The sequence below is a fragment of the Solwaraspora sp. WMMA2056 genome, assembly GCF_030345095.1.
GTDB lineage: Bacteria > Actinomycetota > Actinomycetes > Mycobacteriales > Micromonosporaceae > Micromonospora_E.
Map to the genome: position 1 here is coordinate 3,302,002 of NZ_CP128360.1, position 18,994 is coordinate 3,320,995.

At 72.5% G+C, this 18,994-nt stretch carries 19 protein-coding genes; 7 read left to right on the forward strand and 12 right to left on the reverse strand.

Annotation, left to right across the window (positions count from 1 at the left end):
• Positions 1-39: 39 nt before the first annotated feature.
• Both O7608_RS15100 and O7608_RS15105 read right to left on the reverse strand, forming a co-directional pair.
• Positions 40-837: an adenosylcobinamide-GDP ribazoletransferase gene (locus O7608_RS15100; RefSeq protein WP_289210573.1), complete on the reverse strand. Its 798-nt coding sequence runs from the start codon at positions 835-837 to the stop codon at positions 40-42.
• Positions 834-2,663, reverse strand: coding sequence for a bifunctional adenosylcobinamide kinase/adenosylcobinamide-phosphate guanylyltransferase (locus tag O7608_RS15105; RefSeq protein ID WP_289210574.1), 1,830 nt, complete (start codon positions 2,661-2,663; stop codon positions 834-836). Before O7608_RS15105 ends, O7608_RS15100 begins: the two co-directional genes overlap by 4 nt.
• A gap of 150 nt (positions 2,664-2,813) precedes the next feature.
• On the opposite strand from O7608_RS15105, the gene O7608_RS15110 reads away from it, so the two are divergent.
• Positions 2,814-3,014 carry a hypothetical protein gene (locus tag O7608_RS15110; RefSeq protein ID WP_289210575.1) on the forward strand — a complete coding sequence of 67 codons (201 nt, stop codon included), beginning with the start codon at positions 2,814-2,816 and terminating at the stop codon, positions 3,012-3,014.
• A 97-nt stretch (positions 3,015-3,111) separates the two neighbouring features.
• Here the strand turns inward: O7608_RS15110 and O7608_RS15115 are convergent, their stop codons facing one another.
• From O7608_RS15115 to O7608_RS15125, 3 genes are all read right to left on the reverse strand, one after another.
• Positions 3,112-4,110: an aldo/keto reductase family protein gene (locus tag O7608_RS15115; protein ID WP_282228385.1), complete on the reverse strand. Its 999-nt coding sequence runs from the start codon at positions 4,108-4,110 to the stop codon at positions 3,112-3,114.
• Between the two features lie 117 nt (positions 4,111-4,227).
• Entirely contained in the window at positions 4,228-7,350 is a 3,123-nt protein-coding gene (locus O7608_RS15120; RefSeq protein ID WP_289210576.1) for a WG repeat-containing protein, read from the reverse strand.
• A gap of 267 nt (positions 7,351-7,617) precedes the next feature.
• Positions 7,618-8,193 (reverse strand): helix-turn-helix domain-containing protein, encoded by a 576-nt coding sequence (locus O7608_RS15125; protein WP_353850566.1) that lies wholly within the window; start codon positions 8,191-8,193, stop codon positions 7,618-7,620.
• Between the two features lie 68 nt (positions 8,194-8,261).
• Here O7608_RS15125 and O7608_RS15130 point away from each other — a divergent pair, with 68 nt between their 5' ends.
• Both O7608_RS15130 and O7608_RS15135 read left to right on the forward strand, forming a co-directional pair.
• Positions 8,262-8,945: an AzlC family ABC transporter permease gene (locus O7608_RS15130; protein ID WP_289210577.1), complete on the forward strand. Its 684-nt coding sequence runs from the start codon at positions 8,262-8,264 to the stop codon at positions 8,943-8,945.
• On the forward strand, positions 8,942-9,253 hold the full coding sequence (locus tag O7608_RS15135; protein ID WP_289210578.1) for an AzlD domain-containing protein: 312 nt from the start codon (positions 8,942-8,944) through the stop codon (positions 9,251-9,253). The genes O7608_RS15130 and O7608_RS15135 overlap by 4 nt, the downstream gene beginning before the upstream one ends.
• Positions 9,254-9,284: 31 nt before the next feature.
• Here O7608_RS15135 and O7608_RS15140 read toward each other — a convergent pair whose 3' ends face one another.
• The 3 genes from O7608_RS15140 to nadA form a co-directional block, all read right to left on the reverse strand.
• Positions 9,285-9,863, reverse strand: a complete 579-nt coding sequence (locus tag O7608_RS15140; RefSeq protein WP_421361525.1) for a DUF3043 domain-containing protein — start codon at positions 9,861-9,863, stop codon at positions 9,285-9,287.
• A 173-nt stretch (positions 9,864-10,036) separates the two neighbouring features.
• Positions 10,037-11,392 (reverse strand): UDP-N-acetylglucosamine 1-carboxyvinyltransferase, encoded by a 1,356-nt coding sequence (gene murA, locus O7608_RS15145; RefSeq protein ID WP_348775158.1) that lies wholly within the window; start codon positions 11,390-11,392, stop codon positions 10,037-10,039.
• A 267-nt stretch (positions 11,393-11,659) separates the two neighbouring features.
• The gene (nadA, locus tag O7608_RS15150) at positions 11,660-12,829 is read right to left on the reverse strand and encodes a quinolinate synthase NadA (RefSeq protein ID WP_289210581.1); all 1,170 of its coding nucleotides are present in this window, start codon (positions 12,827-12,829) and stop codon (positions 11,660-11,662) included.
• Between the two features lie 69 nt (positions 12,830-12,898).
• On the opposite strand from nadA, the gene O7608_RS15155 reads away from it, so the two are divergent.
• From O7608_RS15155 to O7608_RS15165, 3 genes are all read left to right on the forward strand, one after another.
• A complete protein-coding gene (locus O7608_RS15155) occupies positions 12,899-14,044 on the forward strand; it encodes a glycerate kinase family protein (RefSeq protein ID WP_289210582.1) in 1,146 nt (381 codons plus the stop codon).
• Between the two features lie 139 nt (positions 14,045-14,183).
• Positions 14,184-14,552, forward strand: a complete 369-nt coding sequence (erpA, locus tag O7608_RS15160) for an iron-sulfur cluster insertion protein ErpA (RefSeq protein ID WP_289210583.1) — start codon at positions 14,184-14,186, stop codon at positions 14,550-14,552.
• Positions 14,553-14,711: 159 nt separating this feature from the next.
• Positions 14,712-15,689, forward strand: a complete 978-nt coding sequence (locus tag O7608_RS15165) for a carbohydrate kinase family protein (RefSeq protein WP_289210584.1) — start codon at positions 14,712-14,714, stop codon at positions 15,687-15,689.
• Positions 15,690-15,815: 126 nt separating this feature from the next.
• On the opposite strand, the gene O7608_RS15170 is transcribed toward O7608_RS15165, so the two are convergent.
• The 3 genes from O7608_RS15170 to O7608_RS15180 all read right to left on the reverse strand — a co-directional run bounded on the left by O7608_RS15170 (position 15,816) and on the right by O7608_RS15180 (position 17,884).
• The gene (locus O7608_RS15170) at positions 15,816-16,730 is read right to left on the reverse strand and encodes an aminoglycoside phosphotransferase family protein (RefSeq protein ID WP_289210585.1); all 915 of its coding nucleotides are present in this window, start codon (positions 16,728-16,730) and stop codon (positions 15,816-15,818) included.
• Between the two features lie 90 nt (positions 16,731-16,820).
• Positions 16,821-17,021: a DUF397 domain-containing protein gene (locus O7608_RS15175; RefSeq protein ID WP_289210586.1), complete on the reverse strand. Its 201-nt coding sequence runs from the start codon at positions 17,019-17,021 to the stop codon at positions 16,821-16,823.
• A gap of 14 nt (positions 17,022-17,035) precedes the next feature.
• On the reverse strand, positions 17,036-17,884 hold the full coding sequence (locus O7608_RS15180; protein WP_289210587.1) for a helix-turn-helix domain-containing protein: 849 nt from the start codon (positions 17,882-17,884) through the stop codon (positions 17,036-17,038).
• Between the two features lie 102 nt (positions 17,885-17,986).
• Here O7608_RS15180 and O7608_RS15185 point away from each other — a divergent pair, with 102 nt between their 5' ends.
• Positions 17,987-18,286: a hypothetical protein gene (locus tag O7608_RS15185; protein WP_289210588.1), complete on the forward strand. Its 300-nt coding sequence runs from the start codon at positions 17,987-17,989 to the stop codon at positions 18,284-18,286.
• 11 nt (positions 18,287-18,297) lie between these two features.
• Here O7608_RS15185 and O7608_RS15190 read toward each other — a convergent pair whose 3' ends face one another.
• On the reverse strand, positions 18,298-18,912 hold the full coding sequence (locus tag O7608_RS15190; RefSeq protein WP_502959202.1) for a class I SAM-dependent methyltransferase: 615 nt from the start codon (positions 18,910-18,912) through the stop codon (positions 18,298-18,300).
• Positions 18,913-18,994 lie beyond the last annotated feature (82 nt).

The following is an 18,994-nucleotide window of genomic DNA, read 5'->3' on the forward strand; positions in this document are numbered from 1 at the left end:
GGTGAACGCTACTCCGCCGGGCCGCCGGCCACGGCCGGACTACCCACCGGTCACCATGCCCAGGTAGCCGACCGTGGTGGTGATCTCCACTCCGGCACCGAGCCCGTCACCGGTGATTCCGCCGAACCGGCGTACCAGGTGCCGCGTCAGCACCAGCCACACCAGCAGTGCCGCGAGTACCGCCAGCGGCCCCTGCCAGGGCCGGCCGGGTACGGCGAACGTGGCGACGGCCAGCACCAGCAGCGTCCCGGCCCCGACGGTCGACCGTCCCTGGGTGCCGGCGACCAGCGCGCCGAGCCCGTCCGGCCGCGCCGCCGGCACCCCGTGCCGGCAGGCCCAGGTCACCGCGAGCCGGCCAGCCGCGACGGCGGTGGCGACGGTGGCCAGCACCGCCGGCCAGCCGCGGTCCACCGCGACGGCCGCGAGCACACCGGTCTGCGTCAGCAGCGTCACGACCAGCGCGACCACCCCGAAGGGGCCGATGTCCGGCCGGCGCATGATCTCCAACGCGCCGGCGGGTGGGCGGTGCGAGCCGAGCGCGTCGACCGTGTCGGCGAGTCCGTCCAGGTGCAGGCCCCGGGTCGACGCGGCGGCGAGCCCGGTCACCACCGTGGCCGCGACCAGTGCCGGAAGCCCGGCGGCCGACAGCGCGACCAGGGCCAGCCCGAGACCTGCGCCCAGCCCGAGGCCGAGCACCGGCGCGACGGCCATCGCGACCGTGGCCGTCGGCCGGTCCACCGGTCCGGGCCGCATCGGCAACACGGTGAAGGTGGTCACAGCCAGCCGGACCCCGGCGGCCACCCGGTGCGGCACCCCGGCCGACCGGCCGTCGGTCACCGGGTCGGTACGCCGTCCGTCGGCCCCGGACCGGCCGGTTCCGGCTCCACGAACGGGGTGACCTCGAACGTGTCGTCGCCGCTGTCGCCATCCTCGTCGAGGTCGGCGTCGTCGTCACCGACCCCTGGATGCCCGCTGAGGTCACCGGCGAGGGTGAGCGCGTTGCGCAGTAGCGGCAGCGCGGCCAACGCTCCGGTGCCTTCGCCGAGATCGAGACGCAGGTCGACGACCGGGGTCAGCCCGAGAACGTCGGCGGCGTGCCGGATGGTCGGATGCCGGCCGTGGTCGGGCAGCAGACACCAGTGCCGCGCCTGACCGGCCAGGTCCCGGCTGACCAGCGCGGCGGCCACCCCGACCGGCCCGTCCAACAGGACCGGGATCCGGTGCGCGGTCGCGCCGAGCAGCAGCCCGGTGGCCAGGGCGATGTCGCCGCCGCCGTACTCGGCCAGCACGTCGTGGGCGCCCCGGGTGCCCCGGCGGGTACGGTGCAGCGCGTCGCGGACCGCCGCGCACCGTGACATCCACGCGGCGTCGTCGATCCGGGCGCCGGGTCCGACGACCCGGCCCAGGACCGCCGCCGGTTCCGCCCCCGTCGTGGCGGCGAGCACGGCGGCGGCGGCACCGGCCGCGCCGGCACCGCAGGCGGCGAGCAGGATCGCCGACACTCCGGCGTCGGCGGCCTGCCGGGCCACGGTCCAGCCGGCGGTCAGCGCCGCCTCGACCTCGTCGGCGGTCAGCGCCGGGCCGGCCTCGATCGGACCGGCGACCGGCGCGTCCACCACCGTGACGTCGGCGCCGGCGGCGGCGGCCAGCCGGGCGAGTGCGCCGTCGCCGCTGCGGGCCTGGTCGGCGCGGCGGGCCGACTCCTGCGGGCTGTCACCGGCGGCGACCCCGCCGTCGTGGTCGCCGTGCACCAGCACCACGCGTACGGATTGCCACGGTCGGGGCGTCGGGGTGTCCTGGGTGGCGGCGGCGAAGCCGATCACCCGTGCCAGCCCGCCGAACCCGGCACCGGGCTGGTCCAGGGTGTCCAGGCGTTCGACAGCGGCGGTGCGGACCCGTTCGGCCGGCATCGGCAGCGTCATGCCCGGCGTGATCGGTGGCGGCGCGAGGGTGGCACGGGTGGCGGCGGGCTCGGCAGCGGCCGTGGCGGGCTCGGCTGGCCCGGGAGCGGCCGTGGCGGGCTCGGCTGGCCCGGCGACGACGGTGGCGGGCTCGGCGGGTGTGTCAGCGGGCCTCTCGACCGTCGCGGCGGGGACGGTCCCGGCAGGGACGACCCGCGCGGCCGACCGGATCCGCACCGGCTGGCCGGCGACGACCAGGACCACCGTGTCGCAGACCCCGGCCACCGCCTGGTTGGTCACCCCGAGCGCATCGGCGAAAGCCCGTCCCACCGGCGTCGCCGGCACCAACGCCAACCCGACCTCGGGGCTGACCAGCACCAGTCGCGCGGCGCTTGTCCGGACCGCAGCGGCCAGCTCGTCGATGGTGGCCCGATCGTCGGCCGGCTGATGTGCCGGGTCGAGCAACCCGGTGACCCAGCCGCCAAGGTCGTCGACGAGCAGTGTCTCGTCCGCCCGTGCCGCACCGATCACCTCGATCAGGCGGGCCGGGTGCCCGGCGACCTCGTCGGTGCTCCACCGCGACGGCCGGCGGTCCCGGTGCGCCTCGACCCGGGCGAGCCACTCGGGGTCGGCCGGGTCCACCGCACCGGTGGCCACGTACCGCACCGCCGGTGTGTCGGCGACCAGGGACTCGGCGTACCCGGACTTGCCGGACCGGATTCCACCGAGCACCAGCACGGACTTCCACCCGTCAACGGACATGCCCGTACCTTACGGCGCGCGCCCCTCACCGCGACCAGCCGGGCGGGTGGCGGCCGGGCGGTCACGGCGTGGGGCCACATCACCGGTACGGCCGCATGTCAGCGGTCGCGGCTAGGCTTACGGGCGTCCATCGCCGAGGGGAGCAGCGAGATGCCATGGAGTTGGCGGTACGAGGACGCGGACGGCCAGCCCGCGCAGGGACCTGCCGAGACGTTCGGCACCCAGGCCGACGCCGAGTCCTGGATCGGCCAGACCTGGCGGGAACTGGCGGCGGCGGGAGTCGCCTCCGTCGAGCTGCTGGAGGACGACCGGTCGGAGTACCGGATGAGCCTGCTGCCGGCCGCCCAGTGACCTGACCCCGGGACTTCCTGCCCCGGTGGTCGACGTGGAGCGGGGCCGGGCCGGCCTGCTGGCCCGCCCGGCCCCGCTCCACGTCACTGCCGGACCGTCACGGCCGACTGGCCGGGCTCACCGTCTTGCCCGGGTCCCGCTCGACGATCGGGTCCAGCACCTCGTCGATGGCCTTGAGCAGGCCGCTGTCCAGCTGGACGCCGCTGGCCTTGACGTTGTCCCGCACCTGCTCGGGGCGGGTCGCACCGATGATCGCCGACGAGACGTTCGGGTTCTGCAGCACCCAGGCGACGGCCAGCTGCGCCATCGTCAGGCCGGCCTGCTCGGCCAGCGGCTTGAGCCGCGCCACGGTGCTCAGCGTCTGGTCGGTCATGAACCGGGAGATGAACGTGGCACCGCCGGACTGGTCGGTGGCCCGGGAACCGGCCGGTGGCGGCTGCCCCGGCTGGTACTTGCCGGTCAGCACCCCCTGACCGAGCGGCGAGAAGACGATCTGCCCGAGGCCGAGCTCCTCGCTGGCCGGCACCACCTCCGCCTCGATCACCCGCCACAGCATCGAGTACTGCGGCTGGTTCGACACCAGCGGGATCTTCAGCTCGCGGGCCAGCGCGTGGCCCTGCCGGATCTGCGAGGCGTTCCACTCCGACACCCCGATGTAGTGCGCCTTGCCGGAGTGCACGACGTCGGCGAACGCCTCCATCGTCTCCTCCAACGGGGTGGCGTGGTCGAAGCGGTGCGCCTGGTAAAGGTCCACGTAGTCGGTCTGCAGCCGGCGCAGCGAGCCGTTGATCGACTCCATGATGTGCTTGCGGGACAGCCCCCGGTCGTTGGGGCCGGGGCCGGTCGGCCAGAAGACCTTGGTGAGGATCTCCAGGCCTTCGCGCCGCTCACCGCGCAGGGCCCGGCCGAGCACCTCCTCGGCCTTGGTGCCGGCGTACGTGTCCGCGGTGTCGAAGGTGGTGATGCCCACGTCCAGCGCGGCCCGTACGCAGGCGTGGGCGGCCTCTTCCTCCACCTGCGATCCGTGGGTGATCCAGTTTCCGTAGGAGATCTCGCTGACGAGCATGCCGGAGCGGCCTAGGTGTCGGAATTCCATGGCCCAACCCTAGTCGTCGGTTCGCGTTCCGGCTGCACGCTCTGCCTCGCGTACAGCGGTAAATCGATCTCGCGGTGCCGGCGGCGGACCGGTTGTCCGGTTACCGGGCGACGCACGTCACAGCACCGGTTTGGTGTCCGCCAACAGCCGGTCGATCTCGTCCATCACGGCCGTCCGGCTCGGATGCACCGGGTCGATGAGCGGCTCACCGCGTCGGTCCAACGCCCCCCACCGGCCGCTGGGTACCGCGACGAGGAACGCCACCGGATGGATCGCCATCGCCGGATGTACCGGCGGCACGATCACCCGTCCGGACCGGTCGACCACCCCCTTGCGCCCGCCGGCGTCGATGATCGCCAGGCCCTCGTCGGTGAATCCGTCGATGTACCGGCCGTCGGTCAAGGCGGTCGGGAATCCGCCGTACCGGGTGGGCAGCAGCAGCCGGCCGGTCTTGTCGACCGCGCCCCAGCCGCCCCGGCGGACCACCGCCACACCTCGACGGAACGGCCGCACGTCGTCGAACCCGGCCCCGATCACCACGGTGTTGTCCCGGTCGATCGCGATCCAGCTGCCGGTGCCGTCGGCGGTCACCCAGGCGAGCCCGTCGGAGTACGAGCCGACACTGATGTACCCGGCGGCCTGGGCGATCCGGACCGCTCCGGACTCGTCGATCAACTCCCAGAACCGGGACTCGGGGCGGCGTACCCAGGCGACACCCTCGTGGAACGGCTGCACGTCGGCGAAGGCGGGGGCGATCACCAGCTGACCGTCGGCGTCGGCGTACCCCCAGCACTGGGCCTGGTCGCTGAAGGTCGGCCGGGGCGCCCGGTGCAGCTGGAGGATCTCGTCACGCTGGCGTGGATACGGCCCCCAGCCATTCTCGGCGACCTTGGCGAAGACCGCGTCCAACGCCAGTTCGGTGCGGGCGATGAGGTCCGGGTCCTCGACCTTGCGCAGCTCCAACGCCCGTTCGAAATGGTTGCACGCCTCCATGTAGCGGCCCTGGTCGTAGCAGGACCGGCCGGCGTGTTCGTGCATGGTGGCCCGCAACCGGTCGGGCAGTTCGGCCGAGTTGGCCTCCTCGAACAACCGGTCCGCCTCGGCGAAGTCGCCACGCCACTGCAGTACGTGCGCCAGCCGGGCCTGGGCGATCGCGATCCGCCGCAGTTCACCGGTGGCTTCCGCGTGGGCCAGCGCCAGCTTCGCGTCGGCCAGCGCCTTGCCGAGGTCGCCGAGGATGCGGGAGACCACCGCCCGCAGGCTCAGCAGCCGGGCCCGGGTGGCGTTGTCGGTCGCCGGGGCGATCTTCTCCGTCAGCCGGTCCCGGATCGCCCGCAGATCGTCGGGATTCTCCACCAGCTCCCGCAGGGTCTCGTGGTGGAATCGCCACCGGTACGCCGACAGCACCTGCTCCGGGTCGGCCGGGGCGGGTTCGGCCGGTGCCGGCGGGTCGGTGGGCGGTCGGGTCTGGTCGGTGGCATCGGCGGCGGCCGGTTCGTCCGGGCGCACCAGCGGTGCCAGCATGGTCGGCGCACCGAGGGCGGTGGCGGCCCCGGCCGCCGTACCGGTGACCGGCAGGACCGTGTCCGGGCTCGCCGCCGGCGGCTCTCCCGGCGGTTGTTCGACCTCGACCTGTCGGTGTCCATCGACCGGCCGGTGTCCGTCGGCTCCGGCCGTGCCGGCGGCGTCGAGGTCGGCGTCGACCGGGTGTCGCGCCGGCTCGTGCCCGACCTGTTCGCGGTCGTCGGCGTCCGCGCCGCCATCCGCCGGTGCCCCCGACACCGGCACGGGCGGTGCCGGTTGCTCGGCCACGGGCGGTGCCGGTTGCTCGGCCACGGGCGGTGCCGCCGACACCGGCGCGGGGGGTGCCGGGGACACGGGTACGGGTGCCTCGGCAGCGGGCGGGGCCGACGTCGGCGTGGCTGTCGGCGCGGTACGGCGTACCACCGCTGACGGTGGCACCTCGCGTTCCGGCTGGTCACGCACGATGTACGGCGGGGGAGCATGGCGGGGCTCGGGCTTGGCCCGTACGACGTAGGTGGCGTCCGCAGCCTGCTCCCGGCGTACCGGTCGGACCTGCGGATGCTCGCCGGTGGCCGTGCTGACCCGGAACTCCGGCGGCGGACCGGCCGGTGCGGAGACCGGGATGGGCAGCTGCTCCCCGGTCTGGTCCGGCGCCGTGGGCAGGGGGCGGGGCGGCGTCGTTCGGTGCGGCGGTGGCGGCGGTGTGGGGCGGCGTTCAGGACCGTCGACCCGCCCGGTCGGCGGGGCGGCCGCCCGTGCCGCCGGCGGCAGCTGATCGCGCGGCGGCACCGACGGTCGCTGCGGTGCGGTCTGGCGGGCGGGCGGTGGCGGGGTCGCCGGCATCGCCCGGTAGACCTCGGCCGACTGTGGGCGGGCCGGTTCAGGGCGCGCGGGCGGGCCGGCCGCCTCAGGGGGCCGGGTCGGCCACCAGGGTTGCTCGGCGCGGGGGTCCGGCTGGCTGCGGGTACGGTCGTCGCGCCGTGGGCTCTCCGCTGGACGTTCCCGTGGCCTTTCCCACTGCTGCGGCTGGCCGTCGGGGTGCGGCGGGCGCGCGGGCGGCTCGCGACCTGGCTGCGGCTCGGGGCGTCGGCCCGGCTCGGTGATCCGGCGGGCGGTGTACGGCTCCGCTGGCCCCCGTCGCTGCCCCTGGTCCGGCGGTGGTGCGCCACGGTCCGGCGGTGGTGCGCCACGGTCCGGCGGTGGTGCGCCACGGTACCGGTCCGGGGCCGGTCCGCGCTGATGGAAGACATCGTCGGGGTGCGGTCGCCGATGGAAGACGTCGTCGGAGTGCGGTCGCTGACGGAAAGCGTCGTCGGGGTGACGGCGGGTGGCTGGTTCCCGGCGTCGGTACTCCTCGGGCTGCTCCTCGGCACCCGGCCGACCACGGCCGGGGCCCGGCTGGTACACGGTCGCCCGGCCGACGCCGGCCGTCGGTGGTGGCGGCGGCGGGTCCTGGTCACGGCGCGGGCGGCGGCGCGACGACGGGTCGCCGGGGTAGCGCTGACCGGGCAGCGGAGCCCATTCGTTGGTGGGGTCGGTGACCCAGGTCGGCTCCTCGGGACGACGGTCCCGGGCCCGACGCATCGCCTCCCACCGGTCGTCGTCGTCCCAGGCGGCGACGGTCCGGTCCGCGCCGGCGCGATCAGCGTCGTCCGGGTTACCGTCGTCGTCCCAACGCCAGGACTGCCAGCGGCGGTCGAAGTAGCCTTCGGTCACGCCCGCACCCCGTCGAGAGCTGCGGTGGTCCGTACCGGTCGCCGGGCAGGCGGGAGCCCTGTGAACGGTTCACGTGGCTCGCTCACGGCGATGTCACCTCGTCGCAATACTCGCTCGGCAACCGTGGCAACCCGATTGAGTCCCCCGGCCCGGTGGCAGCATGGTTGCGGATGGAGGGTAGCCGCGCAGGCTCGGTCGACGCTACCGAACCGCCCGGACTGAATCGAAACAGTGTTCTCCGCTGTGGGATTTCCGGTCGTCGTCGGTCTACCGGTACTCCATGATCAGCACGGCGGAGGTTCCGGCCGTCATCGCCTGGTAGAGGTGTGGCTGGTCGGCGGTGAAGCTCACGTAGTCACCGACGTCGAGGTCGACCAGCTGGTCGACGGGGCCGGTACGCAGCCGTCCGGTCGCTACGACCAGATGCTCCACGCTGCCGGGCAGATGTGCGGTGGCGACCCTCGCGGTGCCGGGCTCGACACGGACCAGGTGCAGGTCACGTCGTACCGTGCCGGCCGCCGCCGAGAGCAGGGTGCTGACGAAGTCGGAGTGTTCGGAGCGTAGTCCTGGCCCGTCGCCGGCCCGGACGACCCGCACCGCCGGGCTGGGCGGCTCGATGAGCCGGCTGAACGGGATCCCGAGGGCGACCGCGAGCGACCAGACGGTCTCCACGCTGGGATTGCCACTGCCCGATTCGAGTTGCGACAGCGTCGACTTGGCGATGCCGGCCCGCCGGGCCAGTTCGGTCAGGGACAGACCGGCCCGGTCCCGTTCCCGGCGTACGGCGTGCGGGATCGCCGTCAGTGGGAGGTCTCGGAGGACATGTACGCTCCATCGGTCGATAGCGTTCGGTTTGACGAACGGGTTGCGGTCTGTTCATCATCCCGAACATGAAGCCGGATCACTGAACGGTGGCGGGCCCGACCCGGCTCCGCGACATCGCCGCCGTGGCGGCTGCGGTGGGAGCCGTCGGAGCCTCGTTCGGCGCGATCGCCACCGCCGCCGGCCTGCCCGGCTGGCTGGCCGTGGCGATGTCGGTCCTGGTCTTCGCCGGCGGGGCGCAGTTCATGGCGGTCGGCCTGCTCGCCGCCGGCGCCCCAGTGGCGGCGGTCGCCGCCGGCCTGCTGCTCAACGCCAGGCACCTGCCGTTCGGTCTCGCGCTCGCCCCGGTCATCGGGGAGCGCTGGTGGCAGCGGCTGGTCGGCAGCCACCTGCTCACCGACGAGGCGGTCGCGTTCACGCTCGCCGAGCCCGACCCGGCCCGGCGACACCGCAGCTTCTGGCTGACCGCGCCAGCGATCTTTCTCTGTTGGAACGTCGGCACCGTACTCGGCGTCTGGCTCGGCACCACCGTCGCCGACCCGGCCGACCTGGGCCTGGATGCGGCATTCCCGGCCGGCCTGCTCGCCCTGCTGCTGCCGGCGCTGCGGGAACCGACCGTACGGCGGTGTGCGCTGGTCGGTGCCGGTGTCGCCGTACTCACCACCCCGGTGCTGCCCGCCGGCCTGCCGGTCCTGCTCGCCCTCGTCGGTCTGGTGACGCTCGCCCTACCCGGTCGCCGTCGCCGCCCGGCCCCACCGCAGGAGGTCCGATGACGGTGCTCGCCGTCGTGCTGGCGCTGGCCGTCGACACGTACGCCTTCCGGGTGACCGGCGTCCTGCTGGCCGACCGGCTGACGCTGCCCGCCCCGCTGCGCCGGCTGCTGCCGATCGCGGCGGCGACCCTGCTGGCGGCGCTCGCCGCGACCGCCGCGCTGACCGAGTCCGCCGGATTCGCCGGTTACGCCCGCCCCGTCGGTGTGCTGGTCGGGGTGGTCCTGGCATGCCGACGCGCGCCGTTCATCCTGGTGGTGGTGGCTGCCGCCGCGACCACGGCGGTGCTGCGGCTGCTCGGCGTGCCGTGAGCCGGGCCGTGCCCGGCGGACCGGGTCGTCGTCAGATCTTGTCGCCGAGCTGCACCCGGGGCACCGGGGTGCGCATCCGGCGGAACGTCATCGCCCGCATGATGGCGTAGAAGTACAGGCCACCCATCCGCTCCGTCGACTTCGGGAACCGTTGCCGGACCAGCTTGCGGATCCGGCGGGAGATCAGCACCGAGTCGACGACGACGGCCAGCGCCAGGGTCACCCAGAGCAGGTTCGAGCCCAACTGCACCACCGGCGGCATGGTCGGTCCCGAACCGATCAGCACCAGCAGCGCGCCACCGAAGAACCAGGTGCCGACGGTACGGCGGGAATCGACCACGTCGCGGGCGAGTCCCCGTTCGGGGGCGCGGTCGCGGGGGCCACCCTCCCGCCGGAACTCCTCGGAGATCGCCGCCCGCCGGGCCCGCCGTTGCTCACGGGCCTCCTGCTTGGTCAGCGGCTTCGCGTCCCCGGCCGGCCGTCGGCCGGCGGCCGGACGCTTCGGGGTGACCACCCCGAGCTCCTTCTTGCTCGGCGTGTAGCCCCGGGGGCGGTCCGAGCCGGACTCCTCAGGCGTGGGGAGGTCGTCCTCCGGTCGGTCGGCTTCCACGACATCGGCGGCGGCTTTGCGGCGAAACAGCGACGGCACGCGTGAAGGGTAGCCAACCAGGGGCGTCAGCCGCACCTCGCACCCGTACGGCCGGCACCCTGCTCCGACGATCTTGCGCTTATCGAGAAGATTTGTCGTGAATGTCTCTCGATAAGCGCAAGATCGTTGGGGATTCAGGGGCGTTCGACGTGGGCGCCGAGATCGGCCAACTTCGCCTCGAAGTCCTCGTACCCGCGGTTGATCAGGTCGACGCCGTACACCCGCGAGGTGCCCTCGGCGGCGAGTGCGGCGATCAGATGGCTGAACCCGGCCCGCAGATCCGGGATGACCAGGTCCGCGGCGTGCAGCTTGCTCGGGCCGGCGATGACCGCCGAGTGCTTGAAGTTGCGCCGACCGAACCGGCACGGGGTACCGCCCAGGCACTCCCGGTAGACCTGGATCGTCGCGCCCATCGTGTTGAGCGCCTCGGTGTAGCCCAGCCGCTGCTCGTACACCGTCTCGTGGACGATCGACAGCCCCCGCGCCTGGGTCAGCGCGACGACCAGCGGCTGCTGCCAGTCGGTCATGAATCCGGGGTGCACGTCGGTCTCGAGGGCGACCGCCCGCAGCTCGTTGCCGGGGTGCCAGAAGCGGATGCCACCCTCCTGGCCGGTGCTGCCGACCCGGGGCGGCCGGGCGTCGGTGACCTCGTAGGCGCCGCCGACCGAGCGGAAGACGTTCAGGAAGGTCATCATGTCGGCCTGCTGGGCACCGAGCACGTTGACGTCGCCGCCGGTGGCCAGCGCCGCCGCCGCCCAGCTCGCCGCCTCGATCCGGTCCGGGATCGGCCGGTGCGAGTAGCCGCCGAGCCGGGGCACCCCGTGGATCTCGATGACCCGGTCGGTGTGCACCTTGATGATCGCGCCCATCTTCTGCATGACGCAGATCAGGTCGATGATCTCCGGCTCGACGGCGGCGTTGCGCAGCTCGGTGACGCCGTCGGCGAGCACCGCGGTCAACAGCACCTGCTCGGTGGCGCCGACACTCGGGTACGGCAGCTCGAACTTGGTGCCGTGCAGCCCGTTCGGGGCGGTCAGGTGCAGCCCCTGCGGGGTCTTCTCGACGACCGCGCCGAACTCGCGCAGCGCCTGCATGTGGAAGTCGATCGGGCGCGGGCCGATGTGGCAGCCGCCGAGGTCCGGGATGAAGGCGTGGCCGAGCCGGTGCAGCAGCGGACCACAGAACAGGATCGGGATCCGGCTGGATCCGGCGTGCACGTTGATCTGGTCGAACGAGGCGCTCTCCACGTTTGCCGGGTCCAGCAGCAGTTCGCCGTCCTCGGCGCCGTCGCTGACCTTGACTCCGTGCAGTTCGAGCAGACCGCGCACGACCTCGACGTCGCGGATCCGCGGTACGTCGTACAGCCGGCTCGGCTCGTCACCGAGCAGGGCGGCCACCATCGCCTTGGAGACGAGATTCTTGGCACCTCGGACCCGGATCTGTCCGTGCAGCGGAGTGCCGCCATGCACGATCAGGACGTCGTCGGTCAACGAAACCTCCAGCGCGTCGATGCTGCCGTCGTATGGGGTGGAGCGGTTGCCCGGCGATGCGGGGAGAAATGTGTCCCGGCCGGCGGTGGGCGAAACCACGGGCATCGAAGATCCGCGTTGCCCGTTCGTCGCCTGGGGCAGCATAGCGCTCTGTGATGAGAGTGGGATCCCGCAAGCGCTGCGATTGGCACGAATTCGGGAACGACGGTACGTAAATGTAGGTTCTACATTACGTACGGTGACTGAATTGTGGTGTCGCGCATCCGATCAGGGCAGCGCCAACATCTGATCCAGGGCGACCCGGGCGAAGTGTGCCGTCCGCTCCTCGACCGTGATCTGGTTCGGCACCCGACCGGCGACGAGCTCTTCCAGTGCCCACACCAGGTGCGGCAGGTCGATCCGGTTCATCGTCGAGCAGTAGCAGACCGCGCGGTCCAGGAACATGACCTGCTTGTCCGGGTGGGCCAGCGCCAGCCGCCGGACCAGGTTCAGCTCGGTGCCGACCGCCCACGCCGAACCGGCCGGCGCCGCCTCGATGGTCCGGATGATGTACTCCGTCGAGCCGACCTGATCGGCCGCGGTGACCACCTCGTAGCGGCACTCCGGGTGGACCAGCACATTGACCCCGGGCACCCGCATCCGTACCTCGTCGACGCTGCTGCGGGTGAACCGGCCGTGCACCGAGCAGTGCCCCCGCCACAGCACCATCTTCGCCTCGCGCAACTGCTGCGCGGTCAGCCCACCACCGGGCTTGTGCGGGTCGTAGAGCACACAGTCGTCGGCGTCCAGCCCCATCTCCAGCACTGCCGTGTTGCGGCCCAGATGCTGGTCCGGCAGGAACAGCACCCGCTGGCCCCGCTCGAACGCCCAGTCCAGCGCCCGCTTGGCGTTCGACGAGGTGCAGACCACCCCGCCGTTTCGGCCGACGAAACCCTTGATGTCCGCCGACGAGTTCATGTACGTCACCGGCACCGTCGAGTCGGCCGCACCCGCGTCGGCCAGCGCCTCCCAGGCGGTCTCCACCTGACCCAGCACCGCCATGTCCGCCATCGAACAGCCGGCGGCCAGGTCCGGCAGGACCACCCGCTGGGCGTCGTTGGTCAAGATGTCGGCGCTTTCGGCCATGAAGTGCACACCGCAGAACACGATGAACTCCGCCGACGGCCGGGCGGCGGCCTCCCGGGCCAGCTTGAACGAGTCGCCGGTCACGTCGGCGAACTGGATCACCTCGTCACGCTGGTAGTGGTGCCCGAGGACGAAGACCCGGTCACCCAGCGCCGCCTTGGCGGCGGTGGCTCGGGCGACCAGGCCCGGGTCGCTCGGTGCCGGCAGGTCACCGGGACACTCCACGCCGCGCTCGGTCGCCGGATCGGCACCCCGGCCGAGCAGCAACAGGGCGGTCGCGGTGCTGGACGGCTCAACCCACGTCGAAGTCACGAGATCCATGCTCGCACAGGTCCGCCCGCCTGCGACCAGTCAGCGTGTGGCCTGCCACACTGCCAGACCATGCGGGTCCTGATCTGTCCGGACAAGTTCGCCGGCACCCTCACCGCTCCCGAGGTGGCGGCCGCCGTCGCCGCCGGCTGGCGGGACCGGGCACCTACCGACGAACTCGTGGAGCTGCCGCTGTCCGACGGGGGACCGGGCTTCGTCGACGCCCTGGCCGGGCCGACCGGCGGGCGGCGGATCGCCGTACCCACCGTCGACCCGCTGGGCCGGCCGGTCGCCGGGGAGATCCTGCTGGTCGACGACCCGGCCGGGCGTACCGCGTACGTGGAGAGCGCCCAGGCGTGCGGCCTGCACCTGCTGACCCCGACCGAGCGTGACCCGAAACACACCACCTCGTACGGCCTGGGCGTGCTGCTGCTCGCTGCGGTCGAGCACGGGGCCCGTCGGGTCGTCGTCGGGCTCGGCGGGTCGGCCACCAACGACGCTGGGGCCGGCATGCTCACCGCGATCGGCGTCACCCCGCTGGACGCTGCCGGCTACGCCCTGCCGTACGGCGGTGCGGCGCTCGCCGCCGCCGAGTCCCTGGACGGCGTACCCCGGCTGCGGGGCGTCGAACTGGTCGCGGCGACCGACGTCGACAATCCGCTGACCGGGCTGCACGGGGCCAGCAACGTGTACGGGCCGCAGAAGGGCGCCGACCGGGCCGACGTACTGCTGCTCGACGCCGCGCTGGAACGCTTCGCCGGCGTCCTGGTCGCCGGCCTGCCCGGCTGCCCCCCGCAGCTGGCGGCGCTGCCCGGAGCCGGCGCCGCCGGTGGCCTCGGGGCCGCCCTGCTCGCCCTCGGCGGCCGCTGCGAATCCGGCATCGCGCTGGTCACCGGGCTGATCGGGCTGGACGCCGCGCTGGACGCGGCGGATCTGGTGGTCACCGGCGAAGGGTCGTTCGACCACCAGTCGCTGCGCGGCAAGGTGGTCGCGGGGGTGGCCGGTGCCGCCCGGGACCGGGGACTGCCCTGCGTGGTGCTGGCCGGCCAGGTTGCCACCGGCCGACGGGAGGCCGCCGCGGCCGGGGTCACCGAGACGTACGCCCTGGTCGACCACTTCGGGGGGGAGACGGGTGGCGGGCTGGAGCAGGCGCTGGCCCGCCCGGCCGAGGGGCTGCGCCGGATCGCCGCTCGGCTGGCCGGTCAGTGGAGCCGCTGACCGGCCGTCCGGTCATGAGGAGCGTGACACTGGTGGCTCGTCACGGACAGATTGTCGGTGCCGGATTGGGAATCGCCGCCGGGGCGGTTAGCGTTACCTGATACGGACGAATACGCACCGTCGCAGGGGAGACCAACTCGTGAGCACATCAGCCCAGTCCGAAACGGCCGAGACCGCCGCCTCGACCACCATCGTCCTCACCGACATGGCGGCCGAGAAGGTCAAGGCCCTGCTCGACCAGGAGGGCCGCGACGACCTGCGGCTGCGGGTCGCCGTCCAGCCGGGTGGCTGCTCGGGCCTGCGGTACCAGCTGTTCTTCGACGAGCGCTCGTTGGACGGGGACGTCGTCAGTGACTTCGGCGGCGTCGAGGTCGTGGTGGACCGGATGAGCGCCCCGTACCTTGCCGGCGCGAAGATCGACTTCGCCGACCGGATCGACGCCCAGGGCTTCACGATCGACAACCCGAACGCGCAGAACTCCTGCGCCTGCGGCGACTCCTTCCACTGATCCCGTCGGTCGCGTCACCGTCCGGGCCGGTCCGCCGGCACCGGACGGTCACGTGTGGGGAGATCGTGCTCAATTGAGACTGGTACGGGTTCTGATCGCCCCCGTGCCGGTAAGCTGGCCGACGCACGTTTTTCATACCCCCGACACACGAGGGCCCTCATGAAGATCGCCGTCACCGGCTCGATCGCCACCGACCACCTGATGCACTTCCCGGGCCGGTTCGCCGGTCAGCTGATCGCCGACCAGCTGGACAAGGTCTCCCTGTCGTTCCTCGTCGACGACCTCGTCGTCCGCCGGGGCGGGGTGGCGGCGAACATCTCCTTCGGGATGGCCCAGCTCGGCCTGCGGCCGGTCCTGCTCGGTGCGGTCGGTGCCGACTTCGCCGACTACCGCTCCTGGCTGGAACGCCACGGCGTCGACTGCGACTCGGTACACGTCAGCGAGTTGGCGCACACGGCCCGGTTCGTCTGCACCACCGACGACGACCTGTGCCAGATCGCCTCCTTCTACGCCGGCGCGATGAGCGAGGCCCGCAACATCGAGCTGGCTCCGGTCGCCGCCCGGGTCGGTGGGCTCGACCTGGTGCTGGTCAGCGCCAACGACCCGGCGGCGATGCTGCGCCACTCGGCCGAGTGCCGCGACCGGGGCTACCGGTTCGCCGCCGACCCGTCGCAGCAGCTGGCCCGGATGAGCGGCGAGGATGTCCGGCAGCTCATCGACGGAGCAGAATATCTGCTGACCAACGAGTACGAGCGGTCGCTGCTGGAGAGCAAGGTCGGCCTCAGCGGCGACCAGCTGCTCGACCTGGTGACGGTACGGGTCACCACGCTCGGCGCCGACGGGGTGGAGATCACCGGCCGGGGCATCGAGCGGATCCACGTACCGGTGGCCCGCGACGTCGTCGCCGACGACCCGACCGGTGTCGGTGACGGGTTCCGGGCCGGTTTCTTCGCCGCGCTCGGCTGGGGTCTCGGCCTGGAGCGGGCCGCGCAGGTCGGCTGCCTGGTCGCCGCGCTGGTGCTGGAGACCACCGGCCCGCAGGAGTACGACGTCAAGCCGGACATCTTCCTCAAGCGTCTCGCCGACTCCTACGGCGACGCCGCCGCCGAGGACGTCCGCCCCTTCCTGCCCGCCTGACGTACGTAGCAGCTCGGCCGTCGGCCCGTCGCGGGTCAGCGCCAAGATCAATGTGAGCGCCATGGGTCTCATCCACGCTGGTTGACACCCATAGCGCTCACATTGATCTTCAACCTGATCGGCCAGCTATCCCAGCCGGTTCAGCGCGGCGGTGAGGAAGGCGTCACGGCGGGCGTTGAGGGTCGCCGCCGACAGGTCGTCGCGGCCCTGGGCGTGGATCGTGGCGAGAGACAGCGCCAGATCGCTGGGCAGGTTCTGCGCTGCGACCGCGTCCCAGTAGGCGAGTGACTGCGGGCGTACGCCGGTGACGTCGGCCCAGCCGGCGAGAACCTGGTCTGCTGCGTTCCCGCCGAACATCAGCGCCGCGTCCAGCCGCAGCGCGGACAGGTCGATGCCGTTGTCGCCGACTCCGGCCATGTCCCAGTCGATCAGCCCGGCGACGGCGTCGCCGGTCCACATCAGGTTGCCCTGCCACAGGTCGCCGTGTACCAGTACCAGATCGCCGACCGGCACCGGGTGCCGCCGGATCCGCTCGTCGGCGTAGCGCAGCAGCGGGGTCGTACGGTCGGTGCCGGCGGCCCGCTCCCGGGCGAAGTCCCGCGCCGCGATCGGTCGGGTGCGTACCGGCAACTGCGGCGAAGGCTCGACGGCGATGGTGCGTAGGGCCCCTGCCACCGCGCCCATGGCCCGTAGCCGGGCGGCGGTCGGCTCGATCGGTATCGCACTACGACCAGGCACAACGGTCTGCAGGAGCGCGGCGCTCCCAGATCCTGTGTCGCCGGTGTCGTATCCGATGATCCTCGGTGCCGCTACGCCCTGTTCCTCAGCGAGCCGGAGTGCGGCGATCTCGGTGAACAGCCGGGCGGGACGCGCCGGGTCGACCGTCTTGAGCACCGCTTCGGTGGTCCGGCCGCGCTGCGTGATCCGCAGCAGCCACGGATTGTCGCCTGCCCGCAGGCCGCGCACCACCCGGACGGTAGCGTCGCCGCCGATCATTCCAGCGACCCAGTCGAGCACAGCGTGATCGGGGACCGTCGCCATCACCGTCCTTTCAGGTCCCCGCAACCGCCCTTGGGGCCTGCTTACGCGGGCACTTCGGGCGTCGCGCAGGTCGGGGCGGTCGCTGTCGGGTCAGCCAACATGATCAGCAGCCAATCGAGTGACGAACGCGGTCCACTGGTCAGCGGAGAAGAGCAGCGTCGGCCCGGTGCGGTCCTTGCTGTCGCGGACCGCGACAGCGTCCGGCAGTACGGCGCACTCGACGCAGTCGCCGTTGTTGGCGCTGCGGCTGCTGGTGAACCAGCGCGCGGTGGCCAGGTCGGGGGTGGGCATGACAGCCTCCGGTGCTATGCCGCGTCGGCCAGCTCCCGGATCAGCGCGCGGGAATCGGCGGGCGAGAGGGCGACCTGACGCAGGTTGTCCGCCACCATCGTATAAGTGCGCACTCCGTCCGGGTCCTGGATGTACATGGCCCCGTCGAGCAGCTCGGTGTAGGCGATCGGCCGGACCCGGTCGAAGTCCAGCACCACGAACTTGCCGAGCGGCGTAGCAGGATGCGGGCCGTCCTCGGGCCGAAGGATCTGGACGGTGACATGGGGCAGACTGGCGAGGTCGGCCAGGTGCCGTAGTTGCGCGCGCCGGGTGGCGTCGCCGTTGACCCGTAGCCGCAACGCCGCCTCGCCGATCACCGCGTGCAGCGTCAGCGGCTCGTCGTCGGTGAGCCGGCGGGCTCTGGCCTGCCGGAACGACACGAACCGCTCAGCGTGGTCGGGCCGGACGAACCCGGTGCCGAGGGTGAGCGCCTGGGCGTACTCCTCGGTCTGGAGCAGGCCGGGGATCACCATCGACTCGAAGACGAACGCGCCGTCCGCCAGCCCTTCCAGCCCGACGTAGGTCCGGAACCAGTCGGGCACGACGTTCGCCCAGGGAGCCCACCAGGTCTTGGCATCCGACCGGCCGGCCAGCGAGGTGAGCCGCTCGATCGTCGGCTGATCGGCGCCGCAGGTCCGCAGCACCTTGGCGATGTCGTCCGGGAACTGCTGGTAGCGGCCGGTCTCCATGTGCCCGAGCTTGGGTTTGCCGATCCCCGTCTCGGCGGACAGTTCGCTCAGCGACATCGGCACGTCGCGCCGGTAGCGACTCAGCTCGGCGCCGATCAGCCAGCGCAGCGCCGAGGGGTCCATCCGTGTGCTCATCACTCCCGCCTTCCGCTAGCGATGCAGTCATCATTGCCTATTGCCAATCTCGAGGCAACTACTTACGCTAGACGTCTAGCCGCCGATGGAGGGGAGCGTGTAGTGGACGGGAACGAAGGGCCATGGTTGTCTGGGTTTGATGACGAGCAGCGCGGGCTGCTGGAAGACCTACACGGGGAGCCGCCGGCGCGCTTCGCTATCTGCGAGGAGACCGAGGGCAGCGAGGACAGTCGGGTGCTCGGATGGGGTCTGGCGTTTGACGACGAAGCCGTGGTCGTGCCCACCAACGGCGGTCTCCCCAATCCGTTCAGCGGCATCAAAGGAGCGATGCGGCTGTACGGCAAGCTCCGCGACGTCCGACTGGTGTGGGTCGACTCGCCCGATGGTCGCGAGCTGACCTGACTGCTCGAGGGTCAGGTCGGTCGCAGCACCGCGACCAGGAAATCGGAGTCGTCGCGGTACGGACGCAGGTCCCAGGTGGCCAGCAGCAGATCCTCGGCCAGGCCGGCGGCCGGTACGTCGGCGCGGAATTCGGTGACGGGGTAACCCCGGTCGGTGCCGAACCCGACCACGATCCGGCCGCCGTCGCGCAGGTGACGCCGGAGCCGGCGCAGCACTTCGCGGCGGGTGTCCGGTGCCAGGAACGTCATGACGTTGCCCGCGCTGACGATCGCGTCGAAGCCGTCGGCGATGCCCTGCGCCGGCAGGTCCAGCTCGGCCAGGTCGCCGACCAGCCACCGTGGGCCCGGATGGTCGTGGCGGGCGGCGTCGATCAGCACCGGGTCCAGGTCGACGCCGACGACGTCGTGACCGGCGGCGGCCAGCGCCGCGCCGACCCGGCCGGGTCCGCAGCCGGCGTCGAGCACCCGCGCGGTACGCGGCAGCATCGCGTCGACCAGCCGTGCCTCACCGTCGAGGTCGACACCGTCGCGCGCCAGCGACCGGAACCGGTCGACGTACCACTGTGAGTGCCCTGGGTTGGACTCCAGCAGTTTGCTCCACCCGTTTTCCGCACTCACGCCCGCCATCCTCGCACGCATGACGCCGGCCCGGAGCAGCTGCCGCCGGTCCAGGCCAAGCGCGCCGATCCAAGGTCCAGCGCGCCGACCC

Excerpts from the sequence above, each read along its gene's own strand:
- O7608_RS15105 (WP_289210574.1), bottom strand. The coding sequence starts at position 2,663 with ATGTCCGTTGACGGGTGGAAGTCCGTGCTGGTGCTCGGTGGAATCCGG.
- O7608_RS15170 (WP_289210585.1), bottom strand. The coding sequence starts at position 16,730 with ATGGCGACGGTCCCCGATCACGCTGTGCTCGACTGGGTCGCTGGAATG.
- O7608_RS15115 (WP_282228385.1), bottom strand. The coding sequence starts at position 4,110 with ATGGAATTCCGACACCTAGGCCGCTCCGGCATGCTCGTCAGCGAGATC.
- O7608_RS15155 (WP_289210582.1), top strand. The coding sequence starts at position 12,899 with ATGCGGGTCCTGATCTGTCCGGACAAGTTCGCCGGCACCCTCACCGCT.
- O7608_RS15110 (WP_289210575.1), top strand. The coding sequence starts at position 2,814 with ATGCCATGGAGTTGGCGGTACGAGGACGCGGACGGCCAGCCCGCGCAG.
- O7608_RS15190 (WP_502959202.1), bottom strand. The coding sequence starts at position 18,912 with ATGGCGGGCGTGAGTGCGGAAAACGGGTGGAGCAAACTGCTGGAGTCC.
- O7608_RS15175 (WP_289210586.1), bottom strand. The coding sequence starts at position 17,021 with ATGCCCACCCCCGACCTGGCCACCGCGCGCTGGTTCACCAGCAGCCGC.
- O7608_RS15135 (WP_289210578.1), top strand. The coding sequence starts at position 8,942 with ATGACGGTGCTCGCCGTCGTGCTGGCGCTGGCCGTCGACACGTACGCC.
- O7608_RS15180 (WP_289210587.1), bottom strand. The coding sequence starts at position 17,884 with ATGAGCACACGGATGGACCCCTCGGCGCTGCGCTGGCTGATCGGCGCC.
- O7608_RS15165 (WP_289210584.1), top strand. The coding sequence starts at position 14,712 with ATGAAGATCGCCGTCACCGGCTCGATCGCCACCGACCACCTGATGCAC.